Origin of the sequence: Atribacter laminatus, assembly GCF_015775515.1 — a bacterium.
Lineage (GTDB): Bacteria > Atribacterota > Atribacteria > Atribacterales > Atribacteraceae > Atribacter > Atribacter laminatus.
Genome location: NZ_CP065383.1, coordinates 1,030,541 through 1,044,536, shown reverse-complemented (window position 1 = coordinate 1,044,536; position 13,996 = coordinate 1,030,541). Strand labels below are relative to the sequence as shown.

The 13,996-nt window shown below is 38.3% G+C and carries 14 protein-coding genes; 11 read left to right on the top strand and 3 right to left on the bottom strand.

What is annotated here, in order from left to right; translation table 11 throughout:
* Positions 1-193: 193 nt before the first annotated feature.
* From RT761_RS04870 to RT761_RS04845, 6 genes are all read left to right on the top strand, one after another.
* Entirely contained in the window at positions 194-1,633 is a 1,440-nt protein-coding gene (locus tag RT761_RS04870; protein WP_218112953.1) for a trimethylamine methyltransferase family protein, read from the top strand.
* Between the two features lie 46 nt (positions 1,634-1,679).
* The gene (locus RT761_RS04865) at positions 1,680-2,981 is read left to right on the top strand and encodes a hypothetical protein (RefSeq protein ID WP_218112952.1); all 1,302 of its coding nucleotides are present in this window, start codon (positions 1,680-1,682) and stop codon (positions 2,979-2,981) included.
* An 82-nt stretch (positions 2,982-3,063) separates the two neighbouring features.
* Positions 3,064-4,131, top strand: a complete 1,068-nt coding sequence (locus tag RT761_RS04860) for an ABC transporter substrate-binding protein (protein WP_218112951.1) — start codon at positions 3,064-3,066, stop codon at positions 4,129-4,131.
* A 217-nt stretch (positions 4,132-4,348) separates the two neighbouring features.
* Positions 4,349-5,485, top strand: coding sequence for an ABC transporter ATP-binding protein (locus RT761_RS04855; protein WP_218112950.1), 1,137 nt, complete (start codon positions 4,349-4,351; stop codon positions 5,483-5,485).
* Positions 5,463-6,356: an ABC transporter permease gene (locus RT761_RS04850; RefSeq protein ID WP_218112949.1), complete on the top strand. Its 894-nt coding sequence runs from the start codon at positions 5,463-5,465 to the stop codon at positions 6,354-6,356. The genes RT761_RS04855 and RT761_RS04850 overlap by 23 nt, the downstream gene beginning before the upstream one ends.
* Positions 6,356-7,171 (top strand): ABC transporter permease, encoded by an 816-nt coding sequence (locus tag RT761_RS04845; RefSeq protein WP_218112948.1) that lies wholly within the window; start codon positions 6,356-6,358, stop codon positions 7,169-7,171. The genes RT761_RS04850 and RT761_RS04845 overlap by 1 nt, the downstream gene beginning before the upstream one ends.
* Positions 7,172-7,177: 6 nt before the next feature.
* Here the strand turns inward: RT761_RS04845 and RT761_RS04840 are convergent, their stop codons facing one another.
* Positions 7,178-7,657: a SoxR reducing system RseC family protein gene (locus RT761_RS04840; RefSeq protein WP_218112947.1), complete on the bottom strand. Its 480-nt coding sequence runs from the start codon at positions 7,655-7,657 to the stop codon at positions 7,178-7,180.
* A gap of 48 nt (positions 7,658-7,705) precedes the next feature.
* Positions 7,706-8,377, bottom strand: coding sequence for a RadC family protein (radC, locus tag RT761_RS04835; protein ID WP_218112946.1), 672 nt, complete (start codon positions 8,375-8,377; stop codon positions 7,706-7,708).
* 403 nt (positions 8,378-8,780) lie between these two features.
* Here radC and RT761_RS04830 point away from each other — a divergent pair, with 403 nt between their 5' ends.
* From RT761_RS04830 to nadA, 5 genes are all read left to right on the top strand, one after another.
* Positions 8,781-9,830, top strand: a complete 1,050-nt coding sequence (locus tag RT761_RS04830; RefSeq protein ID WP_218112945.1) for a 7-cyano-7-deazaguanine synthase — start codon at positions 8,781-8,783, stop codon at positions 9,828-9,830.
* 72 nt (positions 9,831-9,902) lie between these two features.
* Positions 9,903-10,814 (top strand): cysteine synthase A, encoded by a 912-nt coding sequence (cysK, locus tag RT761_RS04825; RefSeq protein WP_218112944.1) that lies wholly within the window; start codon positions 9,903-9,905, stop codon positions 10,812-10,814.
* An 8-nt stretch (positions 10,815-10,822) separates the two neighbouring features.
* Positions 10,823-11,650 carry an ATP-dependent sacrificial sulfur transferase LarE gene (gene larE / locus RT761_RS04820; RefSeq protein ID WP_218112943.1) on the top strand — a complete coding sequence of 276 codons (828 nt, stop codon included), beginning with the start codon at positions 10,823-10,825 and terminating at the stop codon, positions 11,648-11,650.
* Positions 11,647-12,708, top strand: a complete 1,062-nt coding sequence (gene mnmA / locus RT761_RS04815) for a tRNA 2-thiouridine(34) synthase MnmA (RefSeq protein ID WP_218112942.1) — start codon at positions 11,647-11,649, stop codon at positions 12,706-12,708. Before larE ends, mnmA begins: the two co-directional genes overlap by 4 nt.
* Complete coding sequence (gene nadA, locus RT761_RS04810) at positions 12,705-13,616, top strand: quinolinate synthase NadA (protein WP_218112941.1); 912 nt, start codon at positions 12,705-12,707, stop codon at positions 13,614-13,616. The genes mnmA and nadA overlap by 4 nt, the downstream gene beginning before the upstream one ends.
* Positions 13,617-13,636: 20 nt before the next feature.
* Here the strand turns inward: nadA and RT761_RS04805 are convergent, their stop codons facing one another.
* On the bottom strand, positions 13,637-13,996 hold the full coding sequence (locus RT761_RS04805; protein WP_218112940.1) for a cupin domain-containing protein: 360 nt from the start codon (positions 13,994-13,996) through the stop codon (positions 13,637-13,639).

The following is a 13,996-nucleotide window of genomic DNA, read 5'->3' as shown; positions in this document are numbered from 1 at the left end:
AAACCAACTTTAAAAATAAACAGTTTTTTTTCTTGTCAAAAAGATTAATAAAGAAAATTTGTCGATAAACTTTTCCATGTTTGGAAGGAGGGGAATTGCGACATAATAATTTAACCATTTATCAATAAGCGGTAAAACCCGTGAGCAGAAAGGTCAGATATTTTTCTAAAAAAATTAATTCAAAGGAGAATTTATGCAATTAACCGATTTAAAGGTTCTTTCTGAAAATGAAATTTTGGCAATTCATGAAAATTCCTTGGCTATTCTTGAATCGGTTGGTCTTCGTGTCGAAAGTAAAAAAATTCTTGACTTATTGCAAAAAAAAGGTTGTCTGGTTGACTTTGAACATGAACGAGTAAAATTCCCTTCTTCTTTAATCGAGAAGTGTTTATCAGCCCTCCCTAACCAAATCCCCATTTTCCAGCGAGATGGTGATCTTGCTTTTATTTTAGGGGATGGAAAACAGTATTGCGTTAGTGGTCATAACGCAGTTTTCGTCCTGGTAAACGAAACCGGAGAACGTCGTAATTCAACCGTTAAAGACGTTGAGAGTTTTGCCATCCTTTCTGATAAACTTTCCGAAGTTGATATGGTGGGAGTGCCGGTTATGCCTCAAGATGTAACCCCACAAACCACCCTCCTTTATGCCATTCAAGCAATTCTTGAAAATTCCAAAAAACCGATCTTTTTTTCTTCTGAAAGCGAAATAATCAATCAGGCAGTTATCGAAATGGGTAAAGTTATAACCGGCAAAACGAATTTGAAGGGTTGTTCTCCAATGATTAGCCAACTCTCAACCACCAGTCCTCTTTATTGGGAAAAGGGAGCAGTGGAAGCTCTTTACATCGTTGCTCAGGAGGGAGTTCCCCTCGACCTTCTTCCTCAACCTATTGCGGGGGTAACAGCTCCTTACACTTTAGCTGGGTTGTTAACAATTCATAATACCGAGGTCCTTTCTGGAGTAGTAATATCGCAATTGATTCATCCTGGAACCCCAGTTATTTATGGTGCAGCGTGGACAACTTATGAAATGAAGCAAGCCAACGTCCTCATTGGGCGGCCCGAGTCCTCTCTGCTTAGGATTGCTGGTGCCCAAATGGCACACTATTACAACATTCCCAGTCATACAACCGCACCGGACAACGATGCCAATTTACATGACGAACAGGCTGCGTGGGAAAAAATGCTTTCAACCCTTGCCGGTATCATCGGCGCTAACGACATGATTGTCAATTTAGGAATGTTTGGAACAGGAATGTCTATCAGCCTGGAGCAGCTGGTTATGGACAATGAGATGTGTCGAATTGCCAAACGTTTCCGTCAAGGAATCGAAATAAGTAAAGATACGCTTGCTCTTGACACTATTCTTCAAGTCGGACCACGAGGTGAATATCTCACTTCGGAGCACACCCTTCATCATCTACGAAGTGGGGAACATGTCCCTCTAGATGTCTCAAATGGAGCAAATTATGAAGTTTGGAAGCAAAAAGGATCAAAAAATTCAACTGAAAAAGCCTCTGATTTGGTATCTTCCATCCTTCTCGGTGGCTGTCAAAATCCACTGCCTCAAGATAAACAAAAAGCAATTCAATCTATTATCAACCAGTATGAAAAAAAATTAGGCCTCCAGTAGTTAGCATTGTTTAATTTCATTATTAAATAAAAAAGGAGAGAAAACTATGACGCCCCGGATTGGATTAATTGGAATAGCAGGACCCTTAGAAGTTGGTTTTTCAGAAACTCCATCGATTCTGCAAAGAATGAAAAACCAACTGGAAACTATTGCTCCTGTTATAACCAATCTGGATATTCTCTATGACCTCCATACCGTTCAAAATGCTGTTGAGTTTTTCGCCAATCATGATTTCGATCTCCTCTGCGTAGGAGTAGGAACTTGGAGCGAAGATCATCATCTGCTTGATTTTTTGGAATATTATAATCGACCAGTGGTTCTTTGGGCTTTACCGGCTGTTGAGACTGGTTCATTATGTGGCGTTCAGCAAATTTGTTGTGTTTTAAAAGAATTAGAAAAACCCTATTTTTTCGTTTACGGAGAGCCAGAGGACGTCAAAGTCCATCAAAAAATTCGAGAAATTGGAATGGCGGTAACCCTGAGAAATCATCTTCGACATTCTCGTATTGGAGTCATTGGCGGACGGGTAAAGGGAATGACCGAAATTGCTTACGATGAGCTAGAAATTAAGGCTCGAACTGGTGTTCGTATCGTGAACTTAGATGAAGATGAGCTTATTGAATCAGTTAAAAATACCGACCAACTTACCGCTTCTAAACTTTGGACGGCAATTGGGGAAAAAGTCGGGAAAATAACGGTTCATAATCAAGCTGGTATTGAGGCTCTCAGTTATTATCTCGGCTTAAAAAAATTAATTGATGAATATGGTTTAGAAGGTATATGTATAAAATGCTACCCACGATATATGGGAAAAATTTGCCTGGCCTATTCGCTCCTTGCCGAAGAGGGAATAGTTGGCGGTTGTGAAGGAGACGTCAATAACACTGTAACTATGAAAATCCTTTTTAACTTAACCGGAAAACCGGTTCACAATACTGATTTCCTATATCCAGATCCAATTTCTCAAACAATTTTATTTTCTCATTGTGGTTCAGGAGGTTTTAGCATTGCAAATGATCCTTCTCAAATACAGCTTTCACCAGTTCGCTTGCTCAATCAGGGAGTGTGTGCTTTATTTCCAGCTCGGGTAGGTGTTGTCACTCTGGTTAATTTAGTAGGGAGGAGGGGAACTTTTCGAATGTCAGCGCTAACCGGAGAGGCAATAGAGTGTGGGATGGAATTTCCTGGAAATCCTCTTAAAGTGCGCTTTCAACGTTCTTTAGAAGATTTGAATGAAGAAATTGCATCTCAAGGGATCGGACATCATTGGATGGCCGGCTATGGTGATGTTCGTAAGGAGCTTGAATATTTCTGTTCATTGAATAAGATTCAATATTATTCAATGTAGTAAAATGAGGGAGTGGGTATCTTTTAAAATTTATTAGGTGTTTAATATGTTTAAAATATTTTCTAAACAGGAGGGAAATTTAATGTTTAAACAAAAGTTTTTTACTCTTTTTTTAATCACGGTTTTTCTCGCAGTCAGCCTACTATTCAACTTAGTCCAAGCCCAGGAAACTTTGAACATTCTTTGTTTCCAAGGTTACACCGAAGATGCTTGGGTCAAGGAATTTGAAAGACAAACTGGCGCTAAAGTAAACGCTACCTATTCTGGCATGGTTGAAGAAATGTTCACCAAAGCTGCGGCTGGTGGTGGGCAGTATGACTTAGTCTCCATTGATTGTGGTTCAGTTCAAAGATATTACGAAAATAATCTTCTTCAACCAATCGATTTGAGCAAAATTTCTAATTGGGATAAGGTAAGTCAAAAATTCAAAGATATCGACTTCATTGTATTCGATGGAAAACCATATCATGTTTCGTTCGTTTGGGGTTCGAATAACGTTGTTTATAATAAAGATGCTGTGGGTGAATTGCCCAGTACTTGGTCAGTCTTATGGGACCCCAAATACAAAGGTCAAGTTTCAATCACCGATGAAGCGAATAACAATGTTGTCGTTGCAGCTATAGCTCTTGGTTTCCCCGATCCTTACAACCTTACCGAAGATCAATTTAAGCAAGTTAAAGAAAAACTAATAGAAATTAAAAGAAACTTGCGTACATTAACCGTTGGATTTGATTCAGAGAAAAGTGTTCTTGGTTCTGGTGAAACCAACCTGAGCGTATCGGGATATGATTCCGGTCTTGTCCTTTACCTTCGAGATGAGCTAAAAATGAACGTAGGTCGTCTTACCCCAAAAGAAGGCATTTATGTTTGGGCTGATGGCTGGGTTATCTTAAAAGATTCAAAAAATCCAGATTTAGCACATAAGTGGATTGACTTCATGTTATCAGACTTCGCTCAAAAAGAACTAGCTAAGTATATGGGATTTGGAGCGGTTACTTCTGCAGCCAAAGAAGTTATCGACCCTGATATCGTTAAAATGTGTAACTATGATGATATCGATAACGTTCCAGTTCCGGTCTTTTTAATGAAAAGCCCAGAGGATTTTGAAGCTCGGGTAAACCTCTGGAATGAAGTCAAGGCTACCCAGTAAACAATTAGGGGCAAGGGAACAGTGGAAAGAAATCAGAAAATATTCACTGTTCCCTTCTTTCGGCCTTTTAAGCAAAAATTTCATTGCTTTTTCGAATTGATAAATTAAAAAAATAGATTTATTTAGTAAATTGAAATTTTCTGGTCAATTCCTGGATTGCGTAAAAAGTAAACTCAATAAACAGATAAACCAAACATTTTCTCAATCGAGGTTTAGAATGAACAACCAAGAGACAGAGATACAACTTATTCAGATTACCAAGAAATTTGGTAATTTTGCTGCTGTTCAAAATGTTAATTTAGAGATCCATCATGGAGAGTTTTTTTCCTTGCTTGGACCATCTGGTTGTGGGAAAACCACCACATTACGTATGATCGCCGGGCTAGAAGAACCCACTGAAGGACAAATTTGCTTAGCCGGAGAAGATGTTACTTATAAACCTGCTCATTTGCGCAATGTGAACACGGTCTTCCAGGATTATGCTCTTTTTCCTCATATGACCGTTGAAGAAAATATCTACTTCCCATTGAAAATGAAAAAGGTGAAATATTCCAGCGCTCAAGCAATGATTGAAGAAGCTCTTTCTTTGGTAAATATGACCGGGTTTGGCAAGCGTTATCCTCAACAACTTTCTGGGGGACAACGTCAGCGTATCGCCTTGGCACGGTCTTTGGTTAATCGTCCTCGCGCACTTTTACTCGACGAACCTTTGGGGGCCTTAGATTTTAAACTTCGAATTGCTATGCAAAAAGTCCTAAAAGATATACAAAAAAATGTGGATATCACCTTTATTTATGTAACTCACGATCAAACTGAAGCAATCACCATGTCGGATCGAATCTGTGTCATGAAAGACGGATTAATCCACCAAATTGGTACTCCTGATGAAATTTACAATTCTCCTGCATCCACTTTTGTTGCCAGTTTTATTGGTGATATGAACTTTCTTGAAGGTCAAGTGGTCCAAAAAGGAGAAAATTCAGTCACTATCGATGTAGATGGCAAGCCGATTCTCAGTACACGTTTTGAGGGAACTTTTTCAAAAGGGGATTCAGTTGTTGCCTGCATTCGGCCGGAAAAAATATGCTTAGATAAAGTGTGCGATAGTGAGTTTCAGAATAAATTCGAAAATCATTTCCAAGCTTCAATCCATAGAATTGTTTTCCGGGGAACTGATTATGAAATCACCCTCAAATTTGGACAGTCTGAAATTCGCTTGATAGAAAGCGCTTCGGAATTTAATAATAAAAAAATAGGTGATCAGCTTTTTATTGGTTTTCAGAAAGATGATGTGATTACTTATTTAAAGGAATGTAAAAAGGTATGTGATTATGAAACCAACCTTGACAACTAAATCGAATGCAAAAACAAGATGGCAATCTTCCTTTTTTTCCAAAATCTGGATAGGTGTCCCTATAACCACCTGGCTGTTTTTATTAATCATCATTCCAATCTGTATCATGTTGATTACCAGTTTCTATATCAAAGAAGGCTCTGTGGTGGTTAAAAAAATTAGTCTGGCAAACTATTTAGAATTTTTTATAAATCCAATCTACCTTCCTATCTTCTTTCGAACCCTCCTCTTAGCGCTTTTAGTGTCTCTTACTTCAATTTTATTGGGATACCCTTTGGCTTATTTGGTTTCAAGAAAAGTAAAACACTTTCGAAACCAACTCTATATGTTGGTCATTGTCCCTTTATGGGTAAGTTATCTGGTACGGATCGTTGCCTGGAGAACAATATTAGGACGAGTGGGTGTCCTCAATACTATCCTCCTTTCATTAAAAATTATCGATGAACCACTCTCCATTTTTATCTACAGTCCCTTTGCTGTCTATGTCGCTCTCATTTATATTGCCTTACCCTATGTATTTATTTCAATTTTTAATTCTTTGGAAAAAATCCCCAAAAATCTTTTAGATGCTTCTGCCGACCTGGGCGCTAATAGTTTTCATACCTTTCTTCATGTCATTCTCCCACTTTCTATGCCTGGAGTAATCAGTGGTTTTACTCTTGCTTTTGTTATTGCACTTGGTGATTATATTATTCCCCAACAACTTGGTGGATTGAATGGAATGATGTTCGGTAATCTCATTGTCACTCAGTTTGGTTATGCTTATAACTGGCCTTTAGGAGCAGCATTGGGCTTTATCATGTTTACAGTTGCAGTGTTTATCCTGCTGGTTTCACAAAAATTCGGCTCATCAGAAGGATTCTTAGAATAATGAACAAAACATCGACTTTAAAAAGAAAAGGTAAACCTTTTCCCTTTTTGGGTATTTACGGAGCTTTTGTGTATTTTTATCTCTATTTTCCTTTGTTGGTGGTTTTTGTTTATTCACTCAACTCCTCTCGATCAACCATGAAGTTTGAAGGAGTAACTTTTGATTGGTATATGAGACTCTTCCAAAACAAAGATCTATTAAACTCGCTTTTTCACTCTCTTCAAGTTTCAGGGTTGGCAGTTCTTTTTGCAGTAATCGTGGGAACATCTGGGGCGCTTTTTCTCAACCGAATTGAATTTAAGGGAAAAGACTTTTTCCGCACTCTGGCTATGCTTCCTATCATCCTCCCTGGAATAATTGTTGGGCTTTCTTTATTGATATTTTTTCTCAATTTGAAGCTTCAGCTGTCAATGTGGACGGTCATCCTTGGGCATATGAGTTTTACCACCCCAGTTGTTATGTTTCAGGTTTTAGCTCGTTTAGCGCGTCTTTCCAGGAATTTAGAAAATGCTGCCATGGATTTAGGCGCCAATCCATTTCAAGCTTTTATATATGTCACCTTTCCCATGATCAAAAGAGCAGTGATTGGGGGGGCACTACTGGCTTTTACTATGTCTTTTGATGAAATCATCATAACTTATTTCCTTACCAGTACCTTCAATACTCTTCCCATCTATCTTTATGGCATGCTTCGTTTTGGTCTTTCTCCTGAAGTTTATGCGATTTCGACTGTTGTACTCGGTTTGTCCATCCTGTTAATTGTTCTCATGGCAAAATATACAGGAAGTAGTGAGGAAACCGTCGTTATTCGCTAATCAGATTTACTGACCTTGCGTATCTTTTTCCTCTTCTTTGGTTCTTTTGCTCTTAAATGGGCATTGGGAACAATCATCATCTCGAAGATAACCGGTTATTGAATACTCTGGTTGAATAAGTTTATCAGCCTTTTTCAATATTATGATTGAGATAAATATGGCTATTATGGTAACAGCCCCGATCAACATAACTTGAGAGGTTAAAGCTTTGGCTATAAGATACGTACCTAAAACCAGAAGAATTGGCATGAGATAAATCAGAAAAGATATTTTTAAGGCAAGGGCGTCCTTTACCTCGACCATGACACTGGAACCTATCGAAGCCGATATTTCGTTTTTTGCTAATACCTTATAAAAATCAGTTCCTGAGTCATTCAATAACGTTGAACTCAAAGGACAATGATGTTCTCCACAGCTCGTTCCTTTTTGCATTCGAACCCAAGCTTTTTCTCCTTCAATCTCTTCAACTTTACCTGGTTTTAACATACTGTTCCTCCAAAATGGGCAAATTAAAAATTTCTCTATTTTTTAGCTTTAATGCTCTCCATTATTTAATAGACCGCCGGCTTGGAAACTAAAATAAGTTGTTTTTCCAATAATAACATGATCCATTATCCGAATACCGATAATTTTTCCCGCTTCAACAAGTTTTTTGGTAACAGCTATATCTTCACGGCTGGGTTGAATATTACCGGATGGATGATTATGAACACAAATAACCCCAGCAGCACGATCTGCAATGGCATCGGCAAATACTTCCCGAGGATGAACCAAGCTTTGGTTCAATGTTCCAATGAAAACCACTCTTTTTTGGATAAGTCGAGCGGCTCCGTCTAAAGTAAGCGTAACAAAATACTCTTGCTTTTTCTCTTTTAAATCGCTTGCCAATTTATAAACATCACTCGCATTTTGTATTTTTATGCCATCTTGAAATAAATATCTTTGAGAGAGCTCAAATGCAGCGAGAATTTGGCAAGCATGAGTTTTTCCTAACCCATTTATTCTCATCAGTGTCGTAAAGTTTAATTTTTCAAAATCATTTTCCACACACTCAAGAACTTCTTTAGAAAGCTGATACACATCTTTCGCCCGAGTTCCTTTCCCAAGAAGTACGGCAATGAGTTCAAGATTTGATAAAGCCTTGGGTCCTAATTTTTCTAATTTTTCACGAGGTCGATCAAAATCAGGAAGTTCTTTAATTTTCATGTCATGATCTGCTCCATTTACTCATTTTTTTAATCATATTATAGACAATATTCACCCGTTTCCCAACCGTCTTTCTTGACAACCTTAGTATAAAACCTATAATATTAGTGTTTTTATAATATTAGTAACATCTATCCTAAAAATTCATGAACGATTTTTTATAAATAACTCATTTAGAACAACTAACCAGGATCTTATTCTGGGCTTTCACCCTCATCCTCACCTTCTCCCATCAAGGGAGAAGGAACTATGAATTCTTTTATTCTTTTTTCCTCGCCCCTCCGTGGGAGAGGGTCAGGGTGAGGGGGCAACTTTTATTTGTCTTATGCATCCGAATATTTTTGAATCAACGAGTATTTTATCAATTCGAATTAAACATTCCATTCTTTTGAGGTGTTATTTTATGACTAAAGCGGTTTCGTTATTTTCAGGAGGCCTTGATAGCTTACTTGCAACTCAAATCATTATGGATCAAGGCATCGAAGTCATTGCTGTTAACTTCATTAATCCCTTTGCCAATAATAAAAAAATGAAAGAAAAACAATACTATGCCCGTACCATGTCTCAAAAAATGGGCATTGAATTGGTGGAAATAGAACTGAAAGAAAACTTTTTAGACCTTCTTCGAAACCCAAAATATGATTTTGGTAAAAATTTGAATCCATGTATCGATTGTAAAATTTTAATGATTACCCAAGCTCATGAAGTCATGAAGGAAAAAAGGGCTTCATTTATTGTAACTGGCGAGGTCCTCTCTCAGAGACCAAAATCTCAATTCTTATGGGGGTTGAGTATCATCGACCGAGATTCTCATTTAAAAGGCTTAATTTTAAGGCCCCTTTCAGCGAAATTATTACAAGAAACCATTCCCGAACAAAAAGGGTGGGTTGATCGGGATAAGCTATATAACTTTTCCGGCCGCATTCGTGGACCTCAATTTGCCTTAGCTCAAAAATTGGGAATTAATGATTATCCAGCCCCAGCCGGTGGATGTCTTCTCACCGATCCGATTTTTGCTCGAAGAGTTTATGACCTGCTTATCCATGATGAACTGACGATGGAAAATATAGAACTTTTAAAATTAGGGAGATATTTTCGACTGAGTAACCAATTCAAGCTTTTAGTTGGCCGGAATGAAAAAGATAATTTGGCTTTACTTAGCCAAGCTAAACCAGAAGACTATGTTTTTACTCCTTCCCATACTAAAGGACCAACTGGCCTGGGAAAGGGAATAATCGACTTCTATACTGAACAACTTGCTTCAGGCATTATCGCTTATTATTCTTCTTCTCTTATCGAACCACTTAATATTAAAATACAGCATCAAAACTATTCATCGCCAAAAATGGTTCAACCCATAACCTTATCACTAAATCAAATAGAAAAATACCGGATTGAAAATTTTCCTATTAAACTTATTCGCCAAAATACTCAAAAAACTCCTCAAAAATAGCTTGTTCACCAATCTTAGTTCAGAGTGATACCATTATGGTAGATTATCCACTTGATGGAAAGGAAGAGTTGTATGAAAATTGCCCAAAATATTACTCAGCTCATAGGAAATACTCCTTTAGTTCGTCTTTCTAAATTGGGCGCCTATCTCCCCGGGGAGGTAGTTGCCAAACTCGAATACTTTAACCCATGTGGAAGCGTGAAAGATCGTATTGGAGTATCAATGATAAACGAAGCTGAAAAAAATGGTTCTATAAGTAAAGATACCTTGATAGTCGAACCAACTAGCGGGAATACTGGTATCGCCTTGGCTTTTGTCTGTGCTCAACGAGGATATAAATTAATACTCACCATGCCTGAAAGCGTATCCGTCGAAAGAAGAAAAATTCTTTCCTGGTTCGGTGCTAAACTCGTTCTCACTCCCTCAGAAGAAGGAATGCAAGGATCGATCAAAAAAGCTGAAGAATTGGCAAAAGGGAATGCTAATTCTTTTTTGCCAATGCAATTTAAAAATCCTGCCAATCCAAAAATTCATCGGGAAACAACTGCTGAAGAAATCTGGACTGATACCGATGGGCTTATTGATATCTTGGTTTGCGGAGTAGGAACCGGAGGAACCCTCACGGGAACCGCTGAAGTTTTAAAAAATCGAAAGCCGTCCCTCAGGGTAGTTGCTGTTGAACCAAAAAAATCAGCAGTATTATCAGGAGGAGCCCCAGCTTCTCATCGAATCCAGGGTATTGGAGCCGGCTTCATCCCTGAAGTGCTACGCCGAGAATTAATCGATGAAATTATTCCCGTTGAAGATGAAGACGCCTTTTCAACGGCAAAAAGCATTGCTCAAGTCGAAGGTATCCATGTTGGCATTTCAAGCGGGGCTGCCGGTTGGGCAGCACTTCAATTGGCAAAACGAAAGGGAAATCAAGGGAAGTTGATTGTGGCTATTTTTCCTGACACTGGAGAACGATATTTATCAGTTTGGTAAAGAGATTCATGGATAATATTATTAAAACTAAATACGATAATTTACTACAAATTTTAAATGACCTCGAGAATTGTTTGGTTGCCTATTCCGGTGGTGTTGATAGTGCTTTTTTGCTCTTTGCTAGTTATGAAGTGTTGGGAGACAAAACCAGTGGAATTCTTATCGATACCCCCTTTTTGCCAAAAAGCGAAAAAAGCTGCGCTCTCAAGACCGCCAGCCAACTGAATCTTCCCTTAATAGTTCAAGAGATAAACCTTCTTCAATATTCTTCAATTATTCGAAATCAACCAAACCGTTGTTATTTTTGTAAAAAAATACTCTTTGAAACTATTCAAGAAGTGGCCAATCAGAAAAATTTTCAACTCATCATCGAAGGCTCAAACACCGACGACCTAAATGATTTTCGTCCGGGAATAAAAGCTATTCAAGAAATGGGAATTAAAAGCCCCTTGGTGGATGCTGGTTTTACCAAGGAAGAAATTCGTCAAATATCGAAAGAAAAGAACTTACCAACCTGGGATAAATCCTCGTTTTCTTGTCTAGCTACCCGCATTCCTTATGGAACAGATATAACTTCTGAACATTTGAGTCGAATCGAAAAAGCAGAATTATTCCTTAACCAACTGGGTTTTTCCCAATTCCGGGTAAGGGATCATTATCCAATTGCTCGAATTGAAATACTCTTGTCCAATAAAAATTTTGCTCGAATTTGTGACTATCGTCGCCAAATCGTCGAAAGATTGAAATCCTTAGGATATCAATGGGTTACCTTAGACCTTGAGGGATATCGTTCTGGCAGTATGAATGAAGAACCTAAAATCAGGGAGTTAACGTGAAAACAAAAAAAATATTAATTGCTATGAGTGGGGGAGTCGATTCTTCGGTTGCTGCTTTCCTCTTAAAAAAACAAGGATATCAGGTTCATGGGATGACCATGTCTTTTAAAGTTATTCACGGCTCGTCTAACGATCCACGTTCTGGTTCGGGGTTAATTGATGCGAAAAGGATATGTGAAATTCTTGAGATTCCTCATCAAACCCTTGAAATAAGCACCGAATTTGAAAAGGAAGTCGTAAAGCCTTTTATAAAAGAATATTTATCAGGAAGAACTCCCAACCCGTGTGTAATCTGTAATCGGTTGATAAAATTTGGTTTTCTGTTTAATTATGCCATGAAAAACGGTTTTGACTATTTTGCCACCGGACACTATGCTCAAATTGATTTTATCAACAATCAATTTTTTTTACGGAAACCCCGGGACCGTTCAAAAGATCAAACTTATTTTTTATACGGCATCCCTCGGGAAACCCTTGATAGAATTCTTTTCCCATTAGCTCATCTCACCAAAGAAGAGGTTAAATCTCTTTCTGATCAACTTGATTTACAAATGGATGAAAAATCCGAGAGCCAGGATATTTGTTTTCTTCCTCAGGGTGGTTATGGTGATTTCCTTAAAAACCGTTCTCATCTGGATTTATCAGGTCCAATCGTTAATCTCCAAGGAAAAGTGCTTGGACACCACGATGGAATATATCTATATACTATCGGCCAAAGAAAAGGATTAGGACTCAGTAATTCGCATCCTCTTTATGTTGTCGATATCGATCTTTCTCGAAATGCCGTAATAGTTGGTGAAAAAAAAGATTTACAAGCCATGGCTCTGATCGCTACTCAGGTGAATTATTTAGTCGATGGAATCCCTGACCAGGAAATTTTTGCTGTTACGCGTTATTCCCAGAAAGAACATCAGTGCATGTTAGAAAAAATAAACCATGAAATAAAGGTCATTTTTTATGATAAATTGGAAAATATAACCCCTGGCCAATCAGTTGTATGGTACACTCGTGAAGGAATCGCAATCGGAGGAGGAATCATTAAGGAGGTTTTGCGATGAATGCGATCATCCAACAAATTCAAGAATTAAAAAAAATGAAAAATGCAATTATTTTAGTTCACAACTATCAACCCCCAGACATACAGGATATTGCGGATTTTTTAGGGGATTCTTTGGGTTTGAGCATCGAAGCCAGCCAAACTGATGCTGATATCATCGTTTTTTGTGGTGTTCGTTTTATGGCAGAAACCGCCAAAATTCTTTCTCCGAATAAAGTTGTGCTCCTTCCCGAGAAAAATGCTGGTTGCCCAATGGCAGATACCATTACCGTTCAAGAAGTTAAAAAGCTTAAATCAGAACATCCCAAAGCAACGGTGCTTGCCTATGTGAATACAACTGCAGATGTTAAGGCTGAATGTGACATTTGCTGTACATCGGCCAACGCCCTAAAGATCGTTACTGATGGATTAAAAGATGCCAAAGAAATTATTTTTATTCCTGATAAAAATTTAGCCAATTATGTTTCGAGAAAAACTGGGCGTCAATTTATACTCTGGGATGGCGATTGTCCAATTCACGCTCATATTCTTCCTGAACATGTCCATTTTCAAAAAAAACTCCATCCCGATGCGTTGGTTGTTGTTCACCCTGAATGTCTTCCTGAAGTGATTGATTTAGCTGATGAGGTTCAATCAACTGAAGGAATGTCGCGATTTATTGGTCAATCCAAAAAAAGCGAATTTATCATTGGGACTGAGGCTGGCATACTCTATCGTCTTCGTAAAGAAAATCCTGAGAAAAACTTTTATCCAGCTTCAGCACAGGCCATTTGTCCCGACATGAAAAAAATAACTCTGGAAAAGGTCCTTTATTCTCTCCGTATTGGTTACGGGGAGATTAACCTACCCGAGACGATTCGCCAGCGAGCCGAACGAAGCATTCAGCGTATGTTAGAGTATAAATCTTAACTCGAACTTATCTCTCGTAATCAAAGAACAATTTCATCTTCTTTTTTCCAGGCTGGATCAACAATACAAAGAAATACCAAGTCTTGGCTCCCGGTGTTTTCAATGTACTGTATGGATTTTGGCGGAATGAAAATGGTCGAACCCTCCTCCACCTGCTCGTTTTGACTATTTATGTGCATAATCCCTTTACCAGATAAAATATAATATACCTCAGATGAATAGAGGTAATGAGGCTGAGATGCGCGCCCGGGCGGAAGAGTAGCATGGGCAAGGCTATAATGGATATCAATTCCTAATTTATCCGGATGGAGTATTTCACGAAGTCTGGTTAAATCACCAGCTATGAATTCATCACAGTCTTCCAGTCTTCGGAGTAGCAT

Coding starts and splice junctions, on each gene's coding strand:
- RT761_RS04870 (WP_218112953.1), top strand. CDS start 194: ATGCAATTAACCGATTTAAAGGTTCTTTCTGAAAATGAAATTTTGGCA.
- RT761_RS04865 (WP_218112952.1), top strand. CDS start 1,680: ATGACGCCCCGGATTGGATTAATTGGAATAGCAGGACCCTTAGAAGTT.
- RT761_RS04860 (WP_218112951.1), top strand. CDS start 3,064: ATGTTTAAACAAAAGTTTTTTACTCTTTTTTTAATCACGGTTTTTCTC.
- RT761_RS04855 (WP_218112950.1), top strand. CDS start 4,349: ATGAACAACCAAGAGACAGAGATACAACTTATTCAGATTACCAAGAAA.
- RT761_RS04850 (WP_218112949.1), top strand. CDS start 5,463: ATGAAACCAACCTTGACAACTAAATCGAATGCAAAAACAAGATGGCAA.
- RT761_RS04845 (WP_218112948.1), top strand. CDS start 6,356: ATGAACAAAACATCGACTTTAAAAAGAAAAGGTAAACCTTTTCCCTTT.
- RT761_RS04840 (WP_218112947.1), bottom strand. CDS start 7,657: ATGTTAAAACCAGGTAAAGTTGAAGAGATTGAAGGAGAAAAAGCTTGG.
- radC (WP_218112946.1), bottom strand. CDS start 8,377: ATGAAAATTAAAGAACTTCCTGATTTTGATCGACCTCGTGAAAAATTA.
- RT761_RS04830 (WP_218112945.1), top strand. CDS start 8,781: ATGACTAAAGCGGTTTCGTTATTTTCAGGAGGCCTTGATAGCTTACTT.
- cysK (WP_218112944.1), top strand. CDS start 9,903: ATGAAAATTGCCCAAAATATTACTCAGCTCATAGGAAATACTCCTTTA.
- larE (WP_218112943.1), top strand. CDS start 10,823: ATGGATAATATTATTAAAACTAAATACGATAATTTACTACAAATTTTA.
- nadA (WP_218112941.1), top strand. CDS start 12,705: ATGAATGCGATCATCCAACAAATTCAAGAATTAAAAAAAATGAAAAAT.
- RT761_RS04805 (WP_218112940.1), bottom strand. CDS start 13,996: ATGCTACTCCGAAGACTGGAAGACTGTGATGAATTCATAGCTGGTGAT.